This window comes from Halorubrum sp. CGM5_25_10-8B (genome assembly GCF_005435095.1).
Classification (GTDB): domain Archaea; phylum Halobacteriota; class Halobacteria; order Halobacteriales; family Haloferacaceae; genus Halorubrum; species Halorubrum ezzemoulense.
Window position 1 is genome coordinate 12,941 of record NZ_SGTY01000003.1, and the last position, 22,851, is coordinate 35,791.

The 22,851-nt window shown below is 71.7% G+C and carries 26 protein-coding genes; 19 read left to right on the forward strand and 7 right to left on the reverse strand.

Annotated elements, in window-relative coordinates:
- Positions 1 to 19: 19 nt before the first annotated feature.
- On the reverse strand, positions 20 to 1,798 hold the full coding sequence (locus EXE51_RS03130; protein WP_137692021.1) for an Hvo_1808 family surface protein: 1,779 nt from the start codon (positions 1,796 to 1,798) through the stop codon (positions 20 to 22).
- 147 nt (positions 1,799 to 1,945) lie between these two features.
- Here EXE51_RS03130 and EXE51_RS03135 point away from each other — a divergent pair, with 147 nt between their 5' ends.
- The 15 genes from EXE51_RS03135 to EXE51_RS03200 all read left to right on the forward strand — a co-directional run bounded on the left by EXE51_RS03135 (position 1,946) and on the right by EXE51_RS03200 (position 13,463).
- The gene (locus tag EXE51_RS03135; protein WP_089308380.1) at positions 1,946 to 2,524 is read left to right on the forward strand and encodes a cysteine hydrolase family protein; all 579 of its coding nucleotides are present in this window, start codon (positions 1,946 to 1,948) and stop codon (positions 2,522 to 2,524) included.
- A 103-nt stretch (positions 2,525 to 2,627) separates the two neighbouring features.
- Positions 2,628 to 3,188 carry a hypothetical protein gene (locus EXE51_RS03140; RefSeq protein WP_137692022.1) on the forward strand — a complete coding sequence of 187 codons (561 nt, stop codon included), beginning with the start codon at positions 2,628 to 2,630 and terminating at the stop codon, positions 3,186 to 3,188.
- Between the two features lie 95 nt (positions 3,189 to 3,283).
- A complete protein-coding gene (locus tag EXE51_RS18115) occupies positions 3,284 to 3,415 on the forward strand; it encodes an HVO_2523 family zinc finger protein (protein WP_254921840.1) in 132 nt (43 codons plus the stop codon).
- A gap of 159 nt (positions 3,416 to 3,574) precedes the next feature.
- Complete coding sequence (locus EXE51_RS03145; protein ID WP_086220654.1) at positions 3,575 to 4,540, forward strand: phytoene/squalene synthase family protein; 966 nt, start codon at positions 3,575 to 3,577, stop codon at positions 4,538 to 4,540.
- 6 nt (positions 4,541 to 4,546) lie between these two features.
- Positions 4,547 to 4,756 carry a hypothetical protein gene (locus EXE51_RS03150; protein ID WP_137692023.1) on the forward strand — a complete coding sequence of 70 codons (210 nt, stop codon included), beginning with the start codon at positions 4,547 to 4,549 and terminating at the stop codon, positions 4,754 to 4,756.
- 91 nt (positions 4,757 to 4,847) lie between these two features.
- Entirely contained in the window at positions 4,848 to 6,125 is a 1,278-nt protein-coding gene (gene hisD / locus EXE51_RS03155; protein WP_137692024.1) for a histidinol dehydrogenase, read from the forward strand.
- A gap of 60 nt (positions 6,126 to 6,185) precedes the next feature.
- Positions 6,186 to 7,346: a mechanosensitive ion channel family protein gene (locus EXE51_RS03160; protein ID WP_049930134.1), complete on the forward strand. Its 1,161-nt coding sequence runs from the start codon at positions 6,186 to 6,188 to the stop codon at positions 7,344 to 7,346.
- A 51-nt stretch (positions 7,347 to 7,397) separates the two neighbouring features.
- Entirely contained in the window at positions 7,398 to 7,772 is a 375-nt protein-coding gene (locus EXE51_RS03165) for an iron-sulfur cluster assembly accessory protein (protein WP_049930136.1), read from the forward strand.
- A 104-nt stretch (positions 7,773 to 7,876) separates the two neighbouring features.
- Positions 7,877 to 8,122: a DUF5816 domain-containing protein gene (locus EXE51_RS03170; RefSeq protein ID WP_049930138.1), complete on the forward strand. Its 246-nt coding sequence runs from the start codon at positions 7,877 to 7,879 to the stop codon at positions 8,120 to 8,122.
- Between the two features lie 117 nt (positions 8,123 to 8,239).
- Positions 8,240 to 8,578 (forward strand): hypothetical protein, encoded by a 339-nt coding sequence (locus tag EXE51_RS03175; protein WP_049930140.1) that lies wholly within the window; start codon positions 8,240 to 8,242, stop codon positions 8,576 to 8,578.
- 71 nt (positions 8,579 to 8,649) lie between these two features.
- Positions 8,650 to 8,850, forward strand: a complete 201-nt coding sequence (locus EXE51_RS03180) for a dodecin (protein WP_049930142.1) — start codon at positions 8,650 to 8,652, stop codon at positions 8,848 to 8,850.
- A 449-nt stretch (positions 8,851 to 9,299) separates the two neighbouring features.
- Positions 9,300 to 10,532 (forward strand): alanine--tRNA ligase-related protein, encoded by a 1,233-nt coding sequence (locus EXE51_RS03185; protein WP_137692025.1) that lies wholly within the window; start codon positions 9,300 to 9,302, stop codon positions 10,530 to 10,532.
- A complete protein-coding gene (locus EXE51_RS03190; RefSeq protein ID WP_137692026.1) occupies positions 10,529 to 11,602 on the forward strand; it encodes an AIR synthase family protein in 1,074 nt (357 codons plus the stop codon). The genes EXE51_RS03185 and EXE51_RS03190 overlap by 4 nt, the downstream gene beginning before the upstream one ends.
- A 98-nt stretch (positions 11,603 to 11,700) precedes the next feature.
- Positions 11,701 to 12,873 carry an acyl-CoA dehydrogenase family protein gene (locus tag EXE51_RS03195; protein WP_049930144.1) on the forward strand — a complete coding sequence of 391 codons (1,173 nt, stop codon included), beginning with the start codon at positions 11,701 to 11,703 and terminating at the stop codon, positions 12,871 to 12,873.
- Positions 12,870 to 13,463: an HAD family hydrolase gene (locus EXE51_RS03200; protein ID WP_198945662.1), complete on the forward strand. Its 594-nt coding sequence runs from the start codon at positions 12,870 to 12,872 to the stop codon at positions 13,461 to 13,463. The genes EXE51_RS03195 and EXE51_RS03200 overlap by 4 nt, the downstream gene beginning before the upstream one ends.
- A 25-nt stretch (positions 13,464 to 13,488) precedes the next feature.
- Here EXE51_RS03200 and EXE51_RS03205 read toward each other — a convergent pair whose 3' ends face one another.
- On the reverse strand, positions 13,489 to 13,878 hold the full coding sequence (locus tag EXE51_RS03205; RefSeq protein ID WP_137692027.1) for a DUF5822 domain-containing protein: 390 nt from the start codon (positions 13,876 to 13,878) through the stop codon (positions 13,489 to 13,491).
- Positions 13,879 to 14,013: 135 nt separating this feature from the next.
- Here EXE51_RS03205 and panB point away from each other — a divergent pair, with 135 nt between their 5' ends.
- Positions 14,014 to 14,820 carry a 3-methyl-2-oxobutanoate hydroxymethyltransferase gene (gene panB / locus EXE51_RS03210; protein WP_137692028.1) on the forward strand — a complete coding sequence of 269 codons (807 nt, stop codon included), beginning with the start codon at positions 14,014 to 14,016 and terminating at the stop codon, positions 14,818 to 14,820.
- A 20-nt stretch (positions 14,821 to 14,840) separates the two neighbouring features.
- On the opposite strand, the gene EXE51_RS03215 is transcribed toward panB, so the two are convergent.
- The 4 genes from EXE51_RS03215 to EXE51_RS03230 all read right to left on the reverse strand — a co-directional run bounded on the left by EXE51_RS03215 (position 14,841) and on the right by EXE51_RS03230 (position 18,520).
- Positions 14,841 to 15,716 (reverse strand): CPBP family intramembrane glutamic endopeptidase, encoded by an 876-nt coding sequence (locus EXE51_RS03215; protein WP_049930147.1) that lies wholly within the window; start codon positions 15,714 to 15,716, stop codon positions 14,841 to 14,843.
- Positions 15,717 to 15,876: 160 nt separating this feature from the next.
- Entirely contained in the window at positions 15,877 to 16,473 is a 597-nt protein-coding gene (locus EXE51_RS03220; RefSeq protein ID WP_094553246.1) for an NUDIX hydrolase, read from the reverse strand.
- Positions 16,474 to 16,545: 72 nt separating this feature from the next.
- Positions 16,546 to 16,980, reverse strand: coding sequence for a hypothetical protein (locus EXE51_RS03225; protein WP_094553245.1), 435 nt, complete (start codon positions 16,978 to 16,980; stop codon positions 16,546 to 16,548).
- Between the two features lie 49 nt (positions 16,981 to 17,029).
- A complete protein-coding gene (locus EXE51_RS03230; protein WP_137692029.1) occupies positions 17,030 to 18,520 on the reverse strand; it encodes a DNA polymerase IV in 1,491 nt (496 codons plus the stop codon).
- Between the two features lie 144 nt (positions 18,521 to 18,664).
- On the opposite strand from EXE51_RS03230, the gene EXE51_RS03235 reads away from it, so the two are divergent.
- Together EXE51_RS03235 and EXE51_RS03240 are read left to right on the forward strand one after the other, a co-directional pair.
- Positions 18,665 to 20,449 carry a PAS domain-containing protein gene (locus EXE51_RS03235; protein ID WP_137692030.1) on the forward strand — a complete coding sequence of 595 codons (1,785 nt, stop codon included), beginning with the start codon at positions 18,665 to 18,667 and terminating at the stop codon, positions 20,447 to 20,449.
- A 115-nt stretch (positions 20,450 to 20,564) separates the two neighbouring features.
- Positions 20,565 to 21,881: an MFS transporter gene (locus EXE51_RS03240; RefSeq protein WP_094494597.1), complete on the forward strand. Its 1,317-nt coding sequence runs from the start codon at positions 20,565 to 20,567 to the stop codon at positions 21,879 to 21,881.
- A 48-nt stretch (positions 21,882 to 21,929) separates the two neighbouring features.
- On the opposite strand, the gene EXE51_RS03245 is transcribed toward EXE51_RS03240, so the two are convergent.
- The gene (locus EXE51_RS03245; protein WP_241990582.1) at positions 21,930 to 22,364 is read right to left on the reverse strand and encodes a hypothetical protein; all 435 of its coding nucleotides are present in this window, start codon (positions 22,362 to 22,364) and stop codon (positions 21,930 to 21,932) included.
- A gap of 134 nt (positions 22,365 to 22,498) precedes the next feature.
- Here EXE51_RS03245 and EXE51_RS03250 point away from each other — a divergent pair, with 134 nt between their 5' ends.
- The gene (locus tag EXE51_RS03250) at positions 22,499 to 22,777 is read left to right on the forward strand and encodes a zinc ribbon domain-containing protein (RefSeq protein ID WP_049930159.1); all 279 of its coding nucleotides are present in this window, start codon (positions 22,499 to 22,501) and stop codon (positions 22,775 to 22,777) included.
- Positions 22,778 to 22,851: the final 74 nt, after the last annotated feature.

The following is a 22,851-nucleotide window of genomic DNA, read 5'->3' on the forward strand; positions in this document are numbered from 1 at the left end:
CGATCCCGGGCGGATCAGTTCACGTGGATCGCCGTGCGAACAGCCCGAGCGCCGCCATAACGGCGACGAGCGTCGCCGCGACCCCGAATCCGGGAGTGCTGCCGGCGGTGTCGCCGCTCTCGTTCCCGTCGTCGCTCCCGTTCCCGTCGTCGCTCCCGTTCGCCCCGTCGGCGCCGTCGGTTCCGTCGCTCACGTCGCCGTCGTCGCCGCTGTCGCTTCCGCCGTCACCGCCGTCGCCGTCGGCCCCGTCACCCGCGTCCGGGAGCGCGAGGTCGGCGTCCGGCCGGAGTTCGAGGACGCCCGCCGGCGAGGGCGCGTGGGTGATCGTCACGCTCGTCCCGTCGCGCTCGACGCCGTACGCGCCGGGGAAGTCGCTCTCCTCGCCGATCTCGTACACGGTCCCCTCGGCGTAGTCGCCGTCGCCGTGCGCGGTCAGCATCCGCACGTAGGCGTCGCGGAACGCCGCGGCGTCGCCCTCGGTCTGCCACTCGGTCGCCCAGACGTAGCCGTCGCGCTCGCCGTTCCGGTAGGGGTACAGCTCGTCGCCGGCCCACCCCTCGGTCACGGGGTGCGCGTAGTTGTACAGTCCCCGGGTTTGGAGCTCCGCGTCGGTGCGGAAGTGGACGTTGTAGTTCTCCGCGGGGGACCGGTCCGGCTCGAGCACCGAATACTCGTATCCGCCGTCGAACCGCACCCCGGCGCTCTGGTACCAGAACATCACGAACATCGACGCCTCGCCCGCTGTCTCCGCGCCGTCGACCCCCTGGTCCGCGTACGTCTCCCACCCGCCGGTCGCGGCGTCCTCGAAGCTCACGCTGCGCTCCTCGTAGTCGGGGTCCCGGTGGATGACCTCAGCCGTCGACGCCGGCGGGTCGTTCATCGTCTCGTTGACGGCGGCCCAGCCCCCCTCGTCGCGCAGCTCGCGGACGTACAGCGCGCCGTCGCCGTACGGCTGGAGGACGGTCTGGAGAATGCCGAAGTTGAAGTCGGGCACGTCGCCGCCGCCCCCGCCGCTCTCGGGCGGCTCGGCGCAGGTCCAGTTGTCGGCGCAGCGGGCGGCGTACCGCTCCTCGACGTGGACCGCCTCCCCCTCGACGATCCCGTCGACCGCGAGGTCGCCGTCCTGCGTCGCGCCGACGTAGCGCGGGTCGGTGAGGTCGTGGTACTGGTCTTGCATCGCGTGGAGGAGCTCGTGCGCGAGCGTGGAGGGGTCAATATCCGGCGACTCCCCGTCGGGGACGACGATGACGATCTGGTCCGCCGTCGGCGAGTAGAAGCCAGAGACCGCGCCGCCGAACACCGAGTCGATCTCGCTGTTGGCGTTCGCGTCGTCGCCGACGACGAACAGCGCCTCCCACACCTGGTCGTTCCAGCGCCGGAACGCCTCGGAGCCGTTCCCGCTCGCCGTGTCGTTGAGGTACTCGCTCCGGGAGACCGTCTCGACCGGCACGTCCTCCCGGAAGGGGCGCTGACGGACGTGTTCGACGCGCGCCATCGTCAGGTCCGTCAGCGCCGCCAACTGCGTCTCGTTGAGTCCGTCGGTCTCCGCGAAGTCGACCGACTCCTCGTAGTGGGTCCCGTTCCAACAGCCCACCAGTTCGGTGCCGTCACCAGGACCGCACTCCTCGGCCGACGCGGAGGGCACGGCGTCGGACGTCACGGGGCCGTTCCCGGCCGACTCGGCGGGGACCGCGCCGGCGTCGGGGGCGGCGGCGACGCCGGCGGTGAAGGCGACACACAGGACGGCGACCGCGGCAACGATCGCGGCCGCGGTCGAGGGGCTGAGAACCCGTCGCATACGAGATTTATCGGCCGCCCCGGTAAGTAGTTTGTCGGTTCCTTCGGCGCCGCGGCCGGCGGATTTTTTCCTGCCGTGTCGGCGGATCGCCGCGCGGACCCCGCGGAACGGACGACGGTTTTTGCCCCCTGCGCGCTAACCGCCGGTATGGCGTTCGATCCGACAGCAACCGCGGTGGTCGTCGTCGACATGCAAAACGGGTTCTGTCACCCCGACGGGAGCCTCTACGCCGAGCCGAGCGAGGCGGCGGTCGAGCCGGTGACGGCGCTCGTCGACCGCGCCCGGGAGGCCGGTGCGAGCGTGGTCTACACCCGCGACGTCCACCCGCCCGAGCAGTTCGACGAGACCCACTACTACGACGAGTTCGACCGGTGGGGCGAACACGTCGTCGAGGGGTCGTGGGACGCCGAACTCGTCGCCGACCTCGACGTGCGCGACGACGACCACGTCGTCGAGAAGCACACCTACGACGCCTTCTACCGGACGGACTTGGAGGGGTACCTCGACGCGCACGGCATCGACGACCTGCTGATCTGCGGCACGCTCGCGAACGTCTGCGTCCTCCACACGGCCGGGAGCGCGGGCCTCCGAGACTACCGCCCGGTCGTCGTCGAGGACGCGCTCGGCTACATCACCGAGGACCACCGCGAGTACGCGGTCGACCACGCCGAGTGGCTGTTCGGCGAGACGGCGACCCGCGACGAGGTCGCCTTCGCCGCCGAGTAACCGGTGGCGAGCGTTCCGGATGTCGAACGTTCCGGATTTCCGTAATTATCGCGCGCGGAAATCGGCGTGTAATCCTTTTTACCGCTCGCCGAAACCGCAGGGTATGGACATCTCTCGACGGGGCGTGCTCGGCGGCCTCGGCGCGGTCTGTGCGGTCGGCGCCGTCGGCTTCGCGGGCGCGACGGCGGTGACGGACGGCGAGGCGGCCGGCGGCATCGGCGGCGACGGTCCGGGACCGACGGGCGGCGCGTCCGCCGACGGAGGGGGCGGGTCCGGTCCCTCGTCGGCCGGCGTCGATCCCGACGCGCCGTTCGTCGCGCGGGTGACCGGCGACGACGGGACCGACGCGCTGCTGTTCGACGCGAGCGACCTCGACCGCGTCAAGGGCGTCTTCTCCCAAGACGGCGAGTACCTCGTCCAGGTCGTGTTCTCCGAGGCGGGGATCGAGTCGTTCCGGAGCCGCCTCGACGAGGCGGGGGCGACCGACGACCCGGCGGCGTTCGTGGTGTCGATGACGCTCGACGGGACCGAGGTGCGGCGCGTCGAGCTCGACGGGGAGACGGTGGGGGCGCTCACCGGCTCCGAGTGGGGGGGCGTGTTAACCCTCCCGTTCGACGAGGAGACGGTCGCTCGCTCGGTGTACGACCGACTGGCGGACGAGTAACTCGCTTCCGGGGCGCCCTCGACGACTGACTGGTCAGGTATCTCGACGCGGTGAACGGTGGATAGGGTTTTGCCTCTCGACCGCGTGTGTCCGCCGTGAGCGATGCCCCCGCGGACGACGGCGGTCGCCCGTGTCCGGTCTGCGAGACCCCGATGTACCACCGGCACTGTAAGTACGTCTGTCCGGCGCACGGCGTCGTCTACGACTGTAGCGACACGTTCTACTGAGCCGTCGGTCGCGCCGCGCGCCGCGTCGATCGCCGGCACGGCCGGGGTCGATCGGCACCCGAACTGTGTCGTGCGAACTGTTATGTTCTTGGAGGCCGACCTTTCTTTTATGATGGGCGACCCGTACGTGACCCTCCTTGCCGACCCACCGAGGTCAGCATGGTAGAGCAAAAGCAGGTTGCCCGGAGCAAGCGGATCCAGCGCCGCACCGGGAAGACCTTCCACGTCGCCACCCGGCTACTGCCGCAGCGGATTCGTCACCCGACGTACGTGCTGTACGGATTCTTCCGGATCGCCGACGAGGTCGTCGACGCCGAAGACACGGCGCCCCCCGCCGAGCAGCGGGCCGAACTCGACCGGCTCCGGGCGGCCGCGCTCGGCGAGGAGCCGACCGACGACCCCGTGTTGGAGGCGTTCTCCGAGGTGCGCGAGCGGAACGGCATCGCCGACGCGGACGTTCACTCGTTCGTGGACGCGATGGAGAGCGACATCGACACCGACCGCTACGAAACCTACGCGGACCTAGAGGCGTACATGGACGGCTCCGCCGCCGCCGTCGGGCGGATGATGACGTCGATCATGGACCTCGATCCGGAGGAGGAGGCCGAGGCGCTCCCGCACGCCACGAAGCTCGGCGAGGCGTTCCAGATGACGAACTTCCTCCGGGACGTCCGCGAGGACGTCGTCGAGCGCGACCGGATCTACCTCCCCCTAGAGACCCTGCGGCGCCACGGCGTGAGCGAGCAGCAGATCCTCGACTTGGAGTTCGACGAGGATGTCGCGGCTGCGATCCGCGAGGAGATGGCCCGCACGGAGCGCCTCTACGAGGAGGGCGTCGCGGGGATCAAGTACCTCCCCGAGGACTGCCAGCTCGCGGTGCTGCTCGCGGCGGTGCTGTACGTCGACCACCACCGCCTCATCCGGAACCTCGGGTACGACACCGTCTCGACGACCCCGGAGCTGTCGCTCACCCGGAAGCTGTCGCTGCTGGTCCGCACCCGCTGGAAGTGGCAGTGGAACCGCGACCCCGAGGCGGTGTTCTACGACATGTGTACCGATTTCGACCCCAGCCGCGAGTCCCACGGCCACGGACCCCACGGCACGGGCGTTCCCCAGACGGACTGAGCGCCCGTGGACCGCTCCCGGTTCGTCGCCCTCGCGTTCGCCGCGTTCGGTCTCGTGTTCGTCTCCTTCCTCATCCGCGGCACGACCCGACTGGTGGCGCCCTACGGGGTCGCCGTCGCCGCGTCGGCGCCCGTCCTCTTCGCGGCGGCCGGGCTGCTCGCCGGTCTCGTCGTCCTCGCCCTCCTCGATCTGACGGGTGTCCGCCCGCTGACGTGAGCGGCGACGGCCCGCCTCGTCCGGTCGGCCGTGGCACCGCCAGCGCCGCCCGAGTCGGAACGCCCTTGCCGCGCCGACCCCCACGAAGCGTATGGACGTACGAACCGTCGCGGACCTCTCGCCGGCCGAGCGCCGCGCCTTCTTCGAGCGCGACGCCGGCGTCGAGGGGGTCCGCGAAGACGTGCGGGAGATCGTCGAACGGGTCCGCGAGGAGGGCGACGTCGCGGTCCGCGAGTTCGCCGAGGAGTTCGACGGGGTCGCCGTCGGCAACATCGACGTGACGGACGACGCGGCGCGGGCGCACGACGAGCTGGCCGACGCGGACGACCCGGTCCTCGACGCCGTCCGCGAGGCCGCGGCGAACGTCCGCGAGTTCCACGAGCGGCAGCGCCCGGAGGACTGGCGCGACGACTTCGGCGGCCGGGAGCTGGGGCGGCGGTTCCGTCCGATCGACCGGGTCGGCGTGTACGTGCCCGGCGGCGCGGCCGCGTACCCCTCCAGCGCGCTGATGGGGATCATCCCCGCGGTCGTCGCCGGCGTCGACCACGTCGCGGGCGCCACGCCGCCGGCGGCGGATCTGAACCCGGTCACCCTCGCGGCGATCCACGAGGCGGGGGCCGACGCGGTGTACCAGGTCGGCGGCGCGCAGGCTGTCGCCGCGCTCGCCTACGGCACGGAGACGGTGACGCGGGTCCAGAAGATCGTGGGCCCCGGGAACAAGTGGGTCACGGCCGCGAAGTCGATCGTCCAAGGCGACGCCGAAATCGACTTCCTCGCCGGCCCGAGCGAGGTGCTTGTCCTCGCGGACGAGACGGCGGACCCCTCCCTCGTGGCGGCCGACCTCGTCGCGCAGGCCGAACACGACCCGAACGCCTCCGTGGTCGCGGTCACGGATGACGCCGACCTCGCCGCGGCGGTCGCTGACGCGGTCGAGGCGCAGGCGGCCGAGCGTGAGCGCGAGGAGACGATCCGGGCCGCGCTCGACAACGAGGCCTCCGGCGTGCTCCACGCGCGGTCGATGCCCGAGGCCGTGCTGTTCGCCGAGGAGTACGCCGCCGAACACCTCTCGATCGTGGCCGACGACGACGAGGCGCTTCTCGACCGGATCACCAACGCCGGCTCCGTCTTCCTCGGCCCGCACTCGCCGGTCGCCGCGGGCGACTACGCGGCCGGGACGAACCACGTACTGCCGACGAACGGCGGCGCGAAGCGCTACGGTGGGCTCTCCGTGGACACGTTCCTCCGGTCGTCGACGGTCCAGCGCCTCGACCGCGACGCGCTCGACGACCTCTCGGGGACGATCACCTCGCTCGCCGAGGCGGAGGGGTTGGAGGCGCACGCGGAGAGCGTCCGGAAGCGGTTCGAGTAGCGGCGCGCCCGCAATTCGGCGGGTAGCAACGGTTATCTCGCGGAGCCGCCTCGGGACGGTATGTTTCCGTCGCCGCTGACGCTGTTTGAGGGATTCTCCGCGCTGGAGGCGACGGTGGCGGTCCTCGTCGTCTCGGTCGCCGGCGCCTTGGCCATGGAGTTCGTCGTCCTCCGGGTCGCCCGCCGCTACGTCTCGCACACGGACACCGGCTACGACGACATCGTCCTCTCGTCGCTCCGCGCCCCGCTCGTCGTCACCGCCGCGCTCGCGGGAGTGTACGTGCTCACGCAGGTGCCGTCGGTTCGGACGTCGGTACTCGTCGAGCCGCGGCTGCTCGACGCGGTGTTCGGGCGGCCGTCGCTGTCGGTGATCGTCCTCGTCTGGGCGTACGCGGCCAACGGCGTCGTGAACCGGCTCGTCGCCGCGGTCAACGCCGAGGGCGGCCGGTTCGACTTCGCGCCCGTCTTCTCGAACGTCTGGACGCTCGCGGTGCTGGTGGGGAGCGCCGGAACCCTGCTGTGGCTGTGGGGCATCGAGATCACGCCCCTGCTCGGCGCGGCGGGCGTCGCCGGCATCGCGGTCGGCTTCGCCGCGAAGGACACCGTCGCGAACTTCTTCGGCGGGATCGCGCTGTACTTCGACGACACCTACAAGATCGGCGACTACATCGTCTTGGACGACGGCACGGCGGGCACCGTGATCAAGGTCGGCGTGCGCTCGACGACGCTGCTCACCCGCGACGAGGTGCTGGTGACGGTGCCGAACGCGGCGCTCAACGCCTCGAAGGTGACGAACGAGTCCGCGCCCCGGCGCCGCTGCCGCGTCCGGGTCCCGATCGGCGTCGCCTACGGGACGGACGTGGACGCCTTCGAGGCGCTCGCGATGGATGTCGTGGGAGCCGAGCCGCTGGTCCTCGACTCCCCGAAGCCGCGGGCGCGGTTCCGGTCGTTCGGCGACTCGTCGCTCCAGTACGAGATCCTCTGTTGGGTGAACGGGCCCACCCGTCGCCGCCGCGCGCAACACGAACTCAACCGGGCGCTGTACGTGGCGCTCGGCGACGCGGGCATCGAGATCCCGTACCCGAAACGCGACGTGACGGTCAGCGGGGCCGTCGGACCCGCGGCGGCCGCTCGCGACGGCGCGCCCGATCCCGAGCAGGAGCCGAACACTGACGCGGATCCGAGCGCGGACGCGGATTCGAGCGCCGACGCAGCGACCTGACCGGTCGCTCCCGCCGGCAGGGTTTTGAGTGTCGACGCCGAACGCGTTCGCATGAGTACCGAACCGGCCGACACCGGGACCGAGGGGAACGACCCGGCGATCGAGGTGACGCCGGACGCCGCCGAGGAGGCGCTCTCGCTCTTGGAGGGCGAGGGGCTCGACACCGACATCGCCGGACTGCGACTGTTCGTCCAGCAGGGCGGCTGCGCGGGGCTGTCCTACGGGATGCGCTTCGACACCGAGCCGGAGGAAGACGACCTCGTCGTGGAACACCACGACCTCCGGGTGTTCGTCGACCCCGCGAGCAAGAACTACATCGGCGGGAGCACGCTCGACTACGAACACGGGCTTCAGGCGGCCGGCTTCGAGGTCGAGAACCCGAACGTCGTCTCCGAGTGCGGCTGCGGCGAGTCGTTCCGCACGTAGCGGTTCCCCGCCGTCACCGGGGCGGTTCCGGCCTCCGCTTCGCTTCCGTTTTCTCCCGACCGCCGAGTCCGCCGCTTAAGTCGCTCCGCCGGGTAGCGAGAGGTATGACGCTGGAAGCGACGACGACACCGGACGGGGAACGCGTGTACACCGACCGGTCGCGCACGGAGCGCGGCGCGGACGGCCCCTTCTACCTCGTGTTCGCGGACGAGGCGGGGGAGTCCCGCTGGGGGTTCCGCTGCGGCAACTGCGGGTCGTTCGACACCGCGATGGACACGATGGGCCGGATCCAGTGTACCGAGTGCGGAAACCTCCGGAAGCCGGACGAGTGGGACGCGGCCCACGAGTGAGCCTCCGACGACGGGACGCGCTCGCGGCTCTCCGCGGCGTTCCCGGCCGCCCCGCCGGTTCTCTCTGTCCGAAATCGTGAGAAAGTTTATCACGGATGGTGCCGAACTTCGAGGCAGATGGCCACTGCGAGCATCCCCCCGACGACCGAGGCCAGAGACGTCTTCCGCGAACTGGGTTACACCGTCTCCGAGGGCGGACGCGAGTTCGTCGCGGAGCGCAAGTGGCGGCGCGTCCTCGTGACGGTGCTGTGTCTGGACGACGACGACCTCGACCCGTATCTCGCAGACGGGGGCGACACACCGCGACTCCGGTGTTTCGTCACGTGGCGCGACCGCGCGGCCGACCTCCAAGAGCGGCTCGTCGCCTCGAAACCCCCCTACGACTGGGCGGTCATCGGCATCGACCACGACGGCGAGGACTTCGCGGTGATGGAAGGCGCGCCCGGAAGTCCGTAGGGGTCCTCCAGCCACGGGCCCGTCCCGCGACGCCTATTTTTATCTCCCCATGCGTCCTACCAGCACGTGACATGGTCTTCAAGAAGATCACGCTGATCGGGACGAGCGAGGAGAGCTTCGACGCCGCGGCCGACGACGCCATCGACCGCGCCGAGGACACGCTGGACAACGTCTACTGGGTCGAGGTCGAGGAGTTCGGCGTCGAGTTGGACAGCGCGGCCGACCGCGAGTATCAGGCGGAAGTCGAGGTCGCGTTCGAACTGGAGGGATAAGGGGTAGGCGGTTTTTTGATTCGCTCGTAGCTCCGAGCGGCGGCGCCGCCCGATTATAGATTGGTCTCGACGGATCGCCGTCGAACACCACCGAAGCCCCAGCCGCGAGGGCTCGCTGCGATCGCTGCGCGCCTCCGTCGGTCACTCCGTCCCCTCCCTCGGTGCTTGCGTCGCGCGCCGTCGCGGCTGCCCCTTCGAGTCCCGCCCGCCCACACCACAACCGCACCGCACGCCTCCCCAGCCTCGTCAGCCGCCGTCGCTTCGCTCCGGCAACTGACTCGAGCGAGGGACCGAAGGTCCCTCTGGCAGCCGGCGCGTAGCGCCGGCGACCTCGCGCGCGCTGGCTTCGCGGCCTGCCGGCGGCTCGCAGGCACGCGCCACCGCGACGGTCGTTTACAACCGATACCGCGGCGGTCACCTATTTACCCGCCCGTGCCCACGACCCGGCAATGACCGCTTCACGCGCGCCGGCCGAGCCGGCGGTCCGGGAGTTCGAAGCGACGGTCGACCGCGTCGACGGCCGCGAGGTCGTCCTCGACGAGACGTACTTCTACGCCGAGTCCGGCGGCCAGCCCGCCGATCGGGGGACGCTCGACGGCCACCTCGTCGACGACGTGACCGAACGGCGCGGAGACGTGGTCCACGCCCTCGACTCCGACGCCGACCCCGACCTCGCGCCCGGCGACGAGGTCACGGGCTTGGTCGACGACGCGTTCCGGACCTACTGCGCCCGCGCACACACCGCCTCCCACGTGCTGTACGGGGCCGCGCGCCGGATCGCCGAGGACCTCGGCTACGCCGGCTTCGACATCTCCGAGACGAAGGTCCGCGTCGACCTGACGACCGCCGAGCCGTTAGACGACGGCGACCTGATCGAGTTAGAGCGGCTCGCGAACCGCGCCGTCTGGGACTCGCTGCCCGTCTCGTGGGCGACCCACTCGGCCGAGGCGGCCCGAGATGTCGACGGGATCGCGTTCAACACGAAAACGGAGGAGGGTGCGATGAGCGGCGGCGCGGTCCGGGTCGTCACCGTCGGCGACGCCGACGACCCCTGGGACGTCGCCGCCTGCGGCGGGACCCACGTCGAGAACACCGCGGATATCGGGCCGATCGCGGTGCTGGACCGGTCGAACCCCGGCGAGGGCGTCACCCGCGTCGAGTTCGCCGTCGGCCCGACCGCCATCGACGAGCTCGGCGCGGTCCACGCTGCCGCGCTCGACGCCGCGACGACGCTGGACGCGCGCGTCGGCGACCTCCCCGACGCGGTCGACCGCCTCCGCGAGGAGGCCGACCGGCTGGAGGCGGACCTCCGCGAGGCGCGCGGGGACCTGCTCGCCGCCCGCCTGCGCGACCTCCCGACGACCGAGGTCGACGGCGCGTGGTGGGCGGTCGGGACCGTCGACGACGCCGACCCGAACGAACTCCGGGAGCCGGCGACCGCGCTCGTCGGCGGCGGCGCCGACGCGGACGACGGCCCCGACGCCCTCGCCGCGATTGGCGCGGGTGACGCCCCGTTCGTCGTGGTCGCGGCCGCGGAGGACACGGCCGTCGACGCGGGCGACATCGTCGGCGCGATAACCGCCGAGTTCGGCGGCGGCGGGGGCGGCGGCCCGACGTTCGCGCAGGGCGGCGGCCTCGACGCCGACCCCGCGGCCGTCGCGGCGTGGTTCCGGAAGCGATGACGGGCAAGCTGGGACCCGACGCGCTCGCCGCGGCGCTCGCGGCGACCGGCGCGCCAGACGCCGCGGTGGCGCGGGGGCCGGCCTACGGGGAGGACGCGGCCGCGATCGACCTCGTCGACGCCGCCGAGACGCTCGTCGTCGCGGCCGACCCGCTGTCGCTCGCGGCCGAGTCGGTCGGGACGCTCGCGGTCCACGTCGCCTGTAACGACGTCGCCGCGAGCGGGGCCGACCCGCGGTGGCTCACGCACACGCTCTTTTTGCCCGACGGCGATCCCGACCGCCTCCGGACCGTCGTCGACCAGGTCGACGCGACGGCGCGCGAGCTCGGGTGCGCGGTCGTCGGGGGCCACACCGAGGTGCTCGACGCGCTCGACCGCCCGCTCTGCTCGATGACGGCGATGGGGACGACGGACCGCTTCGTGTCGAGCGGCGGGGCTGAGCCGGGCGACCGCCTCCTTCTCACAAAGGGGGCGGCGATCGAGGCGACGGCGATCCTCGCGACCGACTTCCGCGAGGAGTGCCGCGCGGCCGGCGTCCCGGCCGCGACGCTCGACGCTGCCGCCGGCTTCCTCGACGAGGTGAGCGTCGTCCCCGACGCGGCCGCGGTCCGGGACGCCGCGACCGCGCTCCACGACCCGACAGAGGGGGGCGTCGCGACCGCCCTCGTCGAGATGGCCGCGGCGAGCGACTCGGTCTTCGCCGTCGAGCGCGACGCGGTCCCCGTCCGCCCCGAGACGCGCGCCTGCTGCGACGCGCTCGGCGTCGACCCGCTCGCGACGTTCGGCTCCGGCGCGCTGCTGGCCGCGGTCCCGCCGGACCGGGTCGACGACGCGCTCGACGCCCTCGACGCGGTCGGGATCGGCGGCGCGGAGATCGGCTCGGTCGAGGGGGCTGCGGGCGACGCCGCGGGCTCGGGCGACGCCGCGGACTCGGGCGACGCCGCGGACTCGGGCGACGCCGCGGACCCGGCTCGCCCCGCGGGAACCGTCCGAATCGACGGCGAGCCGCTCGCCGAGCCGCCCCGCGACGAGCTGTACCCGCTGTGGGAGGCGCGCGAGGCGGAGGAGTAGGCGCGTCACCGGCGCCGGTGCCGAAGCCGTCCGGGACGCCGGGTCGGGCGGTCCCGCCGATCGCTCACCTTTTTCGGTGAGGGACCGAAGTCGGTGACATGACCGGAGCACGCGTCGGCTCGGCGCTCACCGACGAACAGCAGGCGGTCCGCGACCTCGTCGAGGAGTTCGCGGCCGAGGAGGTCCGACCGACGGCGGCCGAAGCCGACGAGACGGAGACGTTCCCGGAGGACGTGTGGGACGGGCTCGCGGAACTCGGCCTGACGGGGCTGACGGTCCCGGAAGCGTACGGCGGGTTCGGCGCGGGGAAGACGACGTACGCGGTCGCCAACGAGGCGCTGGCGCACGGGTCCCTCGCAGTCGCGACGGCCCTGTCGGTCCACTGCCTCGCCACCTCCTGTATCGCCGAGTTCGGCAGCGAGACTCAGCGCGAGACGTGGCTCCCCGAGATGGCGGAGACGGGCCGCCCGGTGGGCATGTTCTGTCTCTCCGAGCCGCACGCGGGTTCGAATCCCGCGGAGATGTCGACGACCGCGACGTACGACCCCGAGACCGACGAGTACGCGCTCAACGGCGAGAAGCAGTGGATCACGAACGGGAAGCGCGGCGGCGTGGCCGTCGTCTTCGCGAAGGTCGACGACGAGGCGCACGACCCCGACGACGACGCGATCACGCAGTTCCTCGTCCCCGCCGACACCGAGGGGTTCGAGGTCGGCAAGAAGGAGGAGAAGCTGGGCCTCCGGGCCTCGGACACGACCGGGATCACCTTCGACGACTGCCGCGTCCCCGCCGCGAACCGGCTCACCGAGCCGGGGAAGGGGCTCTCCGCCGCGTTCCGGACGCTCACCGAGGGCCGGATCGGCATCGCGGCGCAGGCGGTCGGCGTCGCGCAGGCGGCGCTCGACGAGGCGAAATCCTACGCCGAGGAGCGCGAGCAGTTCGACCGACCGATAAGCGACATCCAGACGATCCGGCACAAGCTCGCGGAGATGTCGACCGACGTGTCGGCGGCGCGGCTGCTCGTCCGCGAGGCGTGCCGGCAGGCAGAGGCGGGCGAGGACTATCGCGTCGCCGCATCGAAGGCGAAGTACCGCGCCAGCGAGGCCGCGATGTCGGTGACGAACGAGGCGATCCAGATCCACGGCGGCTACGGCTATACGACCGAGTTCGACGTCGAGCGCCTCTACCGCGACGCGAAGATCACGGAGATATACGAGGGGACGACCGAGGTCCAGAAGACGATCATCGCCCGCGGGGTGTTCGGCGAGTGACCGACGGTGACGGGTCTCAGTTCGCCGCCTACGACGCGGTCGTCTACGACCTCGACGGGACGCTCGTCGAGCTCGCGGTCGACTGGGACGCGGTCGCCGACGCGGTTCTCGATGTGTACGCCGAGCGCGCCCTCATCCCCCCGACTGAGGAGCTGTGGGACCTCCTCGGCGCGGCCGACGAGTACGGGATCCGGGCTGAGGTCGAGGAGGCGATCGCGCTCCACGAGCGCCCCGGCGCCCGCGAGTCGACCCGGCTCCCGCTCGGGGACCGACTCGCGGCCGCGACCGCGGACGACGAGTCCGCGGACCCACACCCCCCGGCTGGCGTCTGTTCGCTCAACTGCGAGGACGCGTGCCGCATCGCGGTCGAGACGCACGGCCTCGGCGACGCGCTCGTCTCGGGTGCGATCGTCGGCCGCGACACCGTCGGAAGCCACAAGCCCGACCCGGCGTCGCTGCTCGCGGCGATCAACCGCCTCGGGGAGGCCCCGGAGGACACCCTGTTCGTCGGCGACTCGCAGAGCGACGCGGTCACCGCCGAGCGCGGCGGCGTCGACTTCGCGTGGGTCTCGGAGCTGCTCGCCGAGTAGCGACTCGCACCGCGCCGCCCGCGGGTCAGTCGATCTTCTCCCCCTCGTCAGTCTGTTCGTCGGTCGGCTCGGTAGACTCCGGCTCGGCGTCTCCGGCGTCAGCGTCGGCGTCTCGTTCCGCGCTCGCGTCAGCGTCGGCGTCCCGTTCCGCGCTCGCGTCGGCGTCGCTGCCAGAGCCGCCGTCGCCGGCCTCGGCGCGCCGCGCGTACAGCGCGACAGCGACCGCGGTGACGAACCAGATGGGCGCGCCGATCCGGACCGCGAACGCGGCGCGCGCGCCCCACGTCTCCAGCGTCACGAGCGTCGACAGCAGCGCCGCGGCGGGCGCGCCGACGAGGATGGTGACGACGAACGTCGTCTGCATCACCCACGCGTAGTCCACCCCCTCGTACTCGGCCCGCTCGACTGGTTGCACGCGACCGACTCGGCGGCCGAGCGGCAAATCGGTGGCGGTCGGCGGCGGTACCGGGGTCGCGCCGCCGCCCGGCCGCGCCGCCCCGCCTTTCCGGTTCCCGACGATTTTACGGCGTCGCGCGGGTGACTCCGAGGTATGACCACGACGCGGGGACTGCGGGAGGGCGACGATCCGATCACGATGTTGACCGCATACGACGCCCCGACGGCGGCGATCGTCGACGAGGCGGGGATCGATGTCGTCCTCGTCGGCGACAGCATGGGCAACGCCGCCCTTGACTACGACTCCACGCTCCCCGTCACGCTCGACGAGGTGGCGAGCCGGACCGCGGCGGTCGCGCGCGCGACCGGGGACGCGCTGGTCGTCGCCGACATGCCGTTCCTCTCGTTCGGCGTCGACGAGGCCGAGTCCGTCCGCAACGCGGGTCGACTCCTAAAACAGGCGAACGCGGACGCCGTGAAGATCGAGAGCGGCCCCCACACCGTCGACACGACCCGTCGCATGACCGAGGTCGGGATCCCGGTGATGGCGCACCTCGGCCTGACCCCGCAGCACGTGAACCGGCTCGGCGGCTACACCCGACAGGGGACCGAGCAGGACGCCGCCGAGGAGATCATCGACCTCGCGGGCGCCCACGCCGACGCCGGGGCGTTCGCGCTCGTGCTGGAGCACGTGCCGGCGAACCTCGCGGGCGCGGTGACCGAGGCGCTGGATATCCCGACGATCGGCATCGGCGCGGGCCCCGACTGCGACGGACAGGTGCTCGTGATCAACGACGCGGTCGGGCTCGGAGAGTGGTCGCCGCCGTTCGCGAAGCAGTTCGGCGACGTGCGCGGCGAGATGGTCGACGCCGTCGAGGCGTACCGGGATGCCGTGACGAGCGGCGAGTTCCCGGCCGAGGAGCATTCGCACGTCGAGGAGGCGCTAGAGGACCTGTACTGAGGCCGCTCGATCGTCCGGGGTCAGACCGGGAAGAACCCCAGCACCGTCGGCAGTTCGTTCGGGTCTACCTGCGTCACGGTGACGTAGAGGACAGTGAAGATCACGGCGTTGTGGAGGCCGTGGAGCAGCGCGGGGACGACGAGGTTCTCGGTGTACTCGTACACCGCGCCGAACACGAGGCTCGGCACGAACAGGATCGAGATCGTCGTCAGGCGCGCGGAGAGCCCGCCGGTCAGCGCCATCACGTGGATGGTCGCGAAGATGGCGGCCGCCAGCGCGATCGACGGGGCGGCCGGCAGCGACTCGCGGAGGCGCCCCTGGACGACTCCCCGGTAGAGGATCTCCTCGCAGGGCCCGATGACGAGGAACGACGCGGCGACGAACAGCGGGATGATCGCCGGATTCCCCATCGCCAGCTCCGCGCTCTGGTTCGCCGCGGTCTCCGTCCCGAGCAGCTGGACGATCGTCGAGACCACGAGGATCAGGATCAAGATCACGACCCAGCTGCCGAGGACGATCCCGATCTCCTTGAGGCTCGGCACCCGGACGCCGAGGTACGAGACGATCCCCTCGCGGTCGAAGCCGCGCCACGCGAGGTAGCCGACCGCGAGCCCGCCGAACGCGACGTACTGGCCGAACACCAGCGTGAGGACCACGCTCGCGACGAGCGAGAGCCCCCCGGTCAGCGAGTCGATCGCGAAGACGGCGACCCCGCTCGCGAGCGCGATGACCGGGCCGAGGACGCCGAGGAGGAGGGCCGTCGCGACCGCGACGCCCGGAGAGCCGGCGCCCCCGCCCGACCCGTCCGCGTCGCCGACGGCGTCCGGCCCGACGTCGTCGAACTCGTCCGAGACGCCGCCGTCCGTGGCCCGGTCGCCGCTGGAGGGATCTGTCATTGCCCCGCGTAGGGGCCGCCCGGCAAAATGGTTGTCCGTGTCGGAATCGACGACGGCGCGGTATCGTTCCGAGACGGCGACGGTGCGATATCGCGCGGAGACGGCGGCGCCACGACGCCGTGCCGAAACGGCGACGGCGCCGAAGGCGGGTCCCGACCGCCTACTGGTGGAGCAGCTCGTACCACAGCACCGCGGTGACGGCCCGCCCGTCGCGCAGCTCGTCGTCGACGACCGCGGCGAGCAGGTCGTCGTACGGCACCGTCTCGACCGCGATCGACTCGTTGTGGTCCAGCTCCCGCTCGGCGGTCGGCTCGCAGCCGGTCGCCAGCACGTGGTGGTGGACCGCGTTCGCCATCCCGTTCGTGGGCTCGACGGCCGTCAGCCGCTCGAACGCGTCCGCCTCGTACCCCGTCTCCTCGGCGAGTTCGCGGGCCGCGGCGCGCTCGACCGCGGCGGTCGTCGGCTCTCGGCCCGCGGGGCCGCCGTCCCCCGCCGCCCCGTCTTCCGGCTCCATCGTCCCGGCGGGAATCCCGCGGTTCACCCGGCCGACGGCCTGTCGCCACTCGTCGATGACGACGACGTCGCCGTCGGGCGTCAGCGGCAGCACGACGACCGCCGGCGGCTCGTCGACGTAGTGGAACCCGTCCGTCTCGCCGTCCGGGAAGCGCACCTCGTCCCGGCGCACGTCGAAGCCGGGGCAGGCGTAGTCGATGTCGCTGTCGAGCGTCTCCCACGCGAGGTCGGCGGAATCGTCCATGGATCGCGGTCGTCGCTCGGGGCGTAAATAGCCGGCCGTCGCGCGTTCGATCCGGTCGCACGCCCACGCCGGTCACGCGGCCCGGACCCGGTCGACCGCGAGACGGCCGACGGTCCCGGCGACCCACGCGAGCGTCCCCAGCGCGAGGGCCTCGACCCCGACGAAGACGAGCCCGTCGAGTCCGAGGAGCGCGGCGACGCGCTCCGCGAGGGGCCGCCCGGGCAGGCCCAGCAGGTAGTGGTCGGCGTTGCTCCCGAGCAGCGCTCCGTAGACGGAGAGCCACGCGAGCGCGACCCCGGCCCCTCGATAGGCGAGGCCCGCGGTCACGAGGACGCCGAGGGCCGCGGCGTCGAACGCGAGGAACACCACCCCGCCGGCGTGAGCGAAGACCCCCAGCCCGTAGGCGGCGAAGGAGACGACAAAGAGCAGCGGCGGCACGAGGAGTCGGTACCGGCGCGGCGAGCAGTCCGAGTTCGAGCCGAGGAGGACGCGACGAGCGAGGGACATGTCCCCGGATCGTTTCGGCCGCCCCATGAATCCACGCGTCGGGCGCGGCTCACGACCAGTCGCCGAGCGACGCCTGTCCGTCCCCCGTCCGGCGCTCTGCCTCGTTCCCCGTCGCGTCGCCGTCCGCGGTCGGCTCCCCGTCTACCCAGTCGGTGAGCTTCCCGCCGTCGCCGTCGGTGCCGGCCGTTCGACCGACCGACCCGCGGGGGCGGTCGGCCGCGCCGTCGCTCCCGTCTCCCGGCCCGTCCCCCGGTTCGAATCCGCCGAGCGTCGCCTGATCCGTCTCGGCGAAGTCGAGCTTGGAGACGCGCACGCCCAGCTTGCGGACGCGGGTCTCGTCGAACTCGCCGAGCAGGTCGAGCGCCACCTCCTCGACGAGGTCGGGGTCGTCCACGGGACCGGGCAGGCTCCGGACGCGGGTGTTGACGTCGAACGGCGGCTCGACCGCCTTGATCCCGATTGTGCGGTAGAGGCAGCCGCGCTCGCGGGCGCGGCGGGCAACGTCCGCGGCGAGCGCGGAGACGGTCTCGCGCTTGGTCGGCTCGTCGGCGGTCGTCGGGAGCGCCGACTCCCGCGAGAGGCTCTTGGGGAGGCCGGTCGGCGTCACCTCCCGGTCGTCGTCGCCCGCGGCGCGTCGGGAGAGCTCCGGCCCGCGCTCGCCCAGCTCCGCGGCGAGCCGGTCGCGGTCGGCCGCGGCGAGGTCGCCCGCGGTCTCGATGCCCAGCTCCGCCAGCGTCCCCTCGGTCACCGGGCCGACCCCGTGAACGTCGGCGGTCGGCAGCGGCGCGAGGAACTCCGCGACCGACCCCGGCGGCACGACGACCAGCCCGTCCGGCTTGTCGGCGTCGCTGGCGACCTTCGCGGCCGACATGTTCGGCGCGACGCCGACGCTCGCCGGCACCCCGGCCTCCCGCTCGATCCGGTCTTTCACGTGGCGGGCGTATCCCTCGGCGAGCGTCCGCGCCTCCGCGGGGCCGGCGGCCCCGCTCGGCGGCGGGTCGGTAGAATCGTCGCCGTCGTCCCCGTCACCGCCGTCGCTCGGACTCCCGCCGCCACCCCCGGCGACCGCCCACGAGGTCCGGTCGGTGGCGTCGAGGTACGCCTCGTCGATGCTCACCTCCCGGCGCGTGTCGGCGCAGTCGCGTAGGACCTCCTTCACCTCGCTCGCCACGTCCTCGTAGAAGTCGAGGTCGACGGGGAGGTACCGCCCGGTCTCCTCCGGGTCGGGCGCGTCCGGGTCGTCGGGGTCCGCGTCCGCGCGGCGGGGGAGCAGCTCCAAGGCCTCCGAGATCGGCATCGCGCTCTCGACGCCGAACTCGCGGGCCTCGTAGCTCGCCGTCGCGACCGCGCCGATCGACTCGCCCGGTTCGTACCCCATCCCGACCACGACGGGCTCGCCCGCGAGGTCGGGGCGGCGCAGCCGCTCGCAGGAGGCGTAAAAGCAGTCCATGTCGACGTGGCAGACGACGCGGTCCGCGTCGTCGTCCCCGCCGCCGGCGCCCGGGAGCGTCTCCCCGGCGACTGGCGTCCCGCCGGTCATCGATCCCGACTCCGCGCTCCGCGGTCTTAAGAACCAGCCACGCGCGCCGGAAGTGGAACGCGGACCGCGGTCGCCGCCGCCCCCGGATCCAGATCCGATAGCCGGGTCGGTAGTCGTTTATTCCTCGCGATCGTTCGTTCACGTATGCCCGCCGCGATCGACGTGTTACACGTCGACGACGACCCGTCGGTCCTCGACCTCACGGAGGCGTACCTCGAACGCGAGATCGACTCCGTGGCGGTGACGAGCGTGACCGACCCCGAGACAGCCTTGGACCGGCTCGACGAGGCCGCCTTCGACTGCGTGGTCAGCGACTACGACATGCCCGCGATGGACGGGCTGGAGTTCTTCGACGTGTTCAGCGACCGCCACGGGGAGACCCCGTTCGTGCTGTACACCGGGAAGGGCTCGGAAGAAATCGCCAGTCAGGCGCTCAACGCCGGGGTCACCGGCTACTTCCAGAAGGGCGGTCCCGAGCAGCTCCGCCGGCTCGCGAACCGCGTCGATCAGGCGGTCGAGGAGCACCGGACCAAAGAGATCGCCGAGCGCTACTCGACGGTCATCGAGGCGCTCGGCTACCCCGTCTACGTCGTCGACGAGACCGGCGTCTTCCGGTTCGTCAACGAGCCGTTCGCCGAGCTCACCGGCTACGACCGCGAGGAGATCATCGGCCAGAAGCCCGGGTTCATCAAGGACGACGCGGCGGTCAAAGAGGCCGAGGACCGCCTCGGCACGATCCTCTCGTCTTCGGGGCCCGACGTCCAGCATTTCGGCGTCGACATCGTCCCGAAGGAGGGAGAGCCGATCCCCTGTCGCGACCACATGGCCGCGCTGCCGTACGAGGGCGACTCGTTCAACGGCAGCGTCGGCATCCTCCGAAACGTCTCCGACGAGCGCGAGCGCCGCGCGGAACTGGAGACGAAGACCCGCGCCCTCGACGAGGCGCCGGTCGGGATCACCATCACGGACGCGGACCGGGAGGACAACCCCATGGTGTACGTCAACGACCGGTTCGTCGAGATGACCGGGTACGACCGCGAGGAGTCGATCGGCGTCAACTGCCGGTTCCTCCAAGGGCCGGACACGGAGGAGGAGTCGGTTCAGGAGCTCCGCGACGCGATCGACGCCGACGAGCCGACGAGCGTCGAGCTGCTGAACTACCGGAAGGACGGGACGGAGTTCTGGAACCGAGTGAGCATCGCCCCGATCTGCGACCCGAACGGGACCGTCACGCACTGGGTCGGCTTCCAGGAGGACATCACGGCGTTCAAAGAGCGGGAGGCGGCGCTCGAACGACAGAACGACCGGCTCGACTCCTTCGCGAGCATCGTCTCGCACGACCTGCGGAACCCCCTCAACGTCGCGCAGGGGCGGGTCCAACTCGCCCGCGAGGCGTCGGACGACGCGGAGAACCTCGACGCCGCGCTCGACGCGCTCGCCCGGATGGAGTCGATCGTCGAGCGGACCCTCGCGCTCGCCCGCGAGGGAGAGACGGTCGGCGACCCGGAGCGCGTCGACCTCGCGGACGTCGTCGCCGACAGCTGGTCAACCGTCGACACCGCGGACGCGACCCTCTCGGTCGAGACCGACCGCGAGGTGCTCGCCGACCCGGACCGCCTCCGGAACCTCTTCGAGAACCTGATGCGCAACGCGGTCGACCACGCCGGCGACGACGTCTCGATCCGGGTCGGCGACCTCTCGGACGGCTTCTTCGTCGAGGACGACGGGTCGGGGATCGACCCGGCGGTCGCCGACTCGCTCTTCGAACCCGGCGAGAGCGGCGGCGCGGGCACCACCGGATTCGGCCTCGCGATCGTTCAGGAGATCGCCACCACGCACGGGTGGACGGTCGAGGCGACGACCGGCGAGGACGGCGGCGCGCGGTTCGAGGTCCGCGGCGTCGACAAGCGGACCCCGGCGACCCCCTGAGCCGCTCGGTCTCGGTCGACACCGAGACCGCGGTTCGACGCTCGTCGGCGACCGAAACCGGATCGACTCCCCCCGTTCACAAGCGCCTTTATCATCCGTTCCGAACCCAGAGTGAATGGGGCTCCTCTCCGGCGTCACCGACACCGACCGGCGCGTGATCGTGCTGGCGCTCGCGCGAATGGTCGGCGCCGCCGGGAACTCCTTTCTCATCGTCGTCCTCCCGCTGTACATCACCAGCGACCTCGTCGACATCGAGGGGTTACTCGGCGTCGAGGTCGGGGTCGGCGCGGCCGCGGTCACGCTGACCGAACCGCTCCTCATCGGCGTCGTGCTCTCGCTTTTCGGCTTTCTCAACAGCCTCTCGCAGCCGTTCACGGGGCGGCTCTCCGACCGCGTTGGCGCCCGTCGTCCGTTCGTCCTCGCCGGAATCCTGCTCCTCGGAACCGCGAGCGGGCTGTACACGATCGCGACGAGCTACCCGGTGCTGGTGGCGCTGCGGGCGATACAGGGGCTCGGCGCGGCGCTCATCATCCCCGCCACGGTCGCCCTCGTGAACGAGTACGCCGCGAGCGACGCCGACCGCGGCGGCAACTTCGGCGTGTACAACACGTTCCGGCTCATCGGCTTCGGCTTCGGCCCGGTCCTCGCGGGCGCGGTCGTCGCTCGCGGGCCGTACGACCTCTCCGCCGTCGGGCTCCCGGTCCTCGACGGCTTCGACGCCGCCTTCGTCGCGGCCTGCGCGGGGGCGTACCTCAGCTTCACGCTCGTGTTCCTGCTCGTCCGCGACGCCGACGTCGAGGCCGAGGCGGGCGACGACGTGTCGATCCGGGTCCGCGGCGAGGACCGCCTGCTCGACCCCGTGTTCACGCTCGGGCTCGCGACCGTCGCCATGGGCGCGTGCATCGCCCTGTTCGCGACGCTCCAGAACCAAGTGAACGTGCGGCTCGACCAGCCCCCAGTGTGGTTCGGCGCCCAGTTCGCGGCCGTGACGATAGCGAACGTGGTCTTCCAGGTCCCCGTGGGCCGCGCCAGCGACCGGATCGGCCGCCGGCCGTTCCTGCTCGCCGGCTTCGTCATCCTCGTCCCGACGACGCTGCTTCAGGGGATCGTGACCGAGCCGGCGCTGATGATGCTCGTCCGGCTCGGCCAAGGGATCGCGGTCGCGTGCGTGTTCGCCCCGTCGCTCGCGCTCGCCGGCGACCTCGCCCGCGAGGGTGAGTCCGGGACCACCCTGTCGGTGCTCACGATGGGCTTCGGCTTCGGCGTCGCCCTGGGGCCGCTGGCGTCCGGCTGGCTCTACGGCTTCGGTTTCGTCGTCCCCTTCGCGGTCGGGGCCGCGGCCGCCGTGCTCGCGCTGATCGCCGTCTTCACGCAGGTGGAGGAGACGCTCGATACCGGCGACGAGCCGGCCGCGGCGGCCGGCGCGGACTGAGCGGGAGAGCGGGCGGAAATCCGCACCCGGCGCTCGTTTCGCGCGTCGTCAACACTCAGCTTCGGCGTAGTACATGCCTCCGCCGTTCTCGTCGACCGGACTGAACGCGGATACACACTCGTCGTCCTCACTCTCTTGTGCCACGCTCTCCGTGAATAGACTGGCTTCGTCGATCGAATCCGCGGATATCGTGAGTTCCAGGTCTCCCTCACCACTCATCCAACTTTCTTTTAAATACACTCCGCCCGTCGCTCCGCCTTGCTTCGGGCCGAATCGGAACCCGTCCTCGGATACGACCTCGTCGCCTCGCTCCGCAACTATCGTGACACCGACGGTCTCGTCCCGCAGATTCACCACGTCTATCTCCCGAATTTCCACCTGCGGGTCGTCGTCGGAAATACAACCGGCGGTGAGCCACCGCGAGGGCTCCGAGGACCTCGCGGCGTCTCCGTTTCGGCACTTCGGTTCACAATCCGGAAACATCGTTTAACCATGCGGCCCGTCGGAGTTCTCTGTTCCGACGAGTACAATCCGAGGCGCGTCCGGGTAGCAGACACGTCCTCTCGGCCCCCTCCGCAGTCAACAGAGCCAAACCGGTCGCGGCCGAACCGCCTCGCGTGCCGAGCGACCGCCTCCGCTGCGTCGACTGCCGCGAGCCGATCCCCGCCGACGCGCGGATCTGCCCGCACTGCCGGACCATCCAGCCGTCGCCGCTGCTGGACGTGGGCGTCGTCGTCGCCGGCGTGTTCGCGCTGCTGTTCGGCGTCGTCCTGACGGTGATGACCGTCGGGACCAGTCGCCTCCTCGGGTTCGTCCTGCTCGTCGTCGGGTTCGGCCTCGCGGTCGGCGGGTACACGCGATACATCGATCGACGAGCGACGAGCCGGGCGCGGTGAGTCCGCCGCTCGCCGCCCGTTTTCCGTCCTCGCGGCTGCGACAATTTAAGTAGCAGCGCGCGCCACGGTACGGA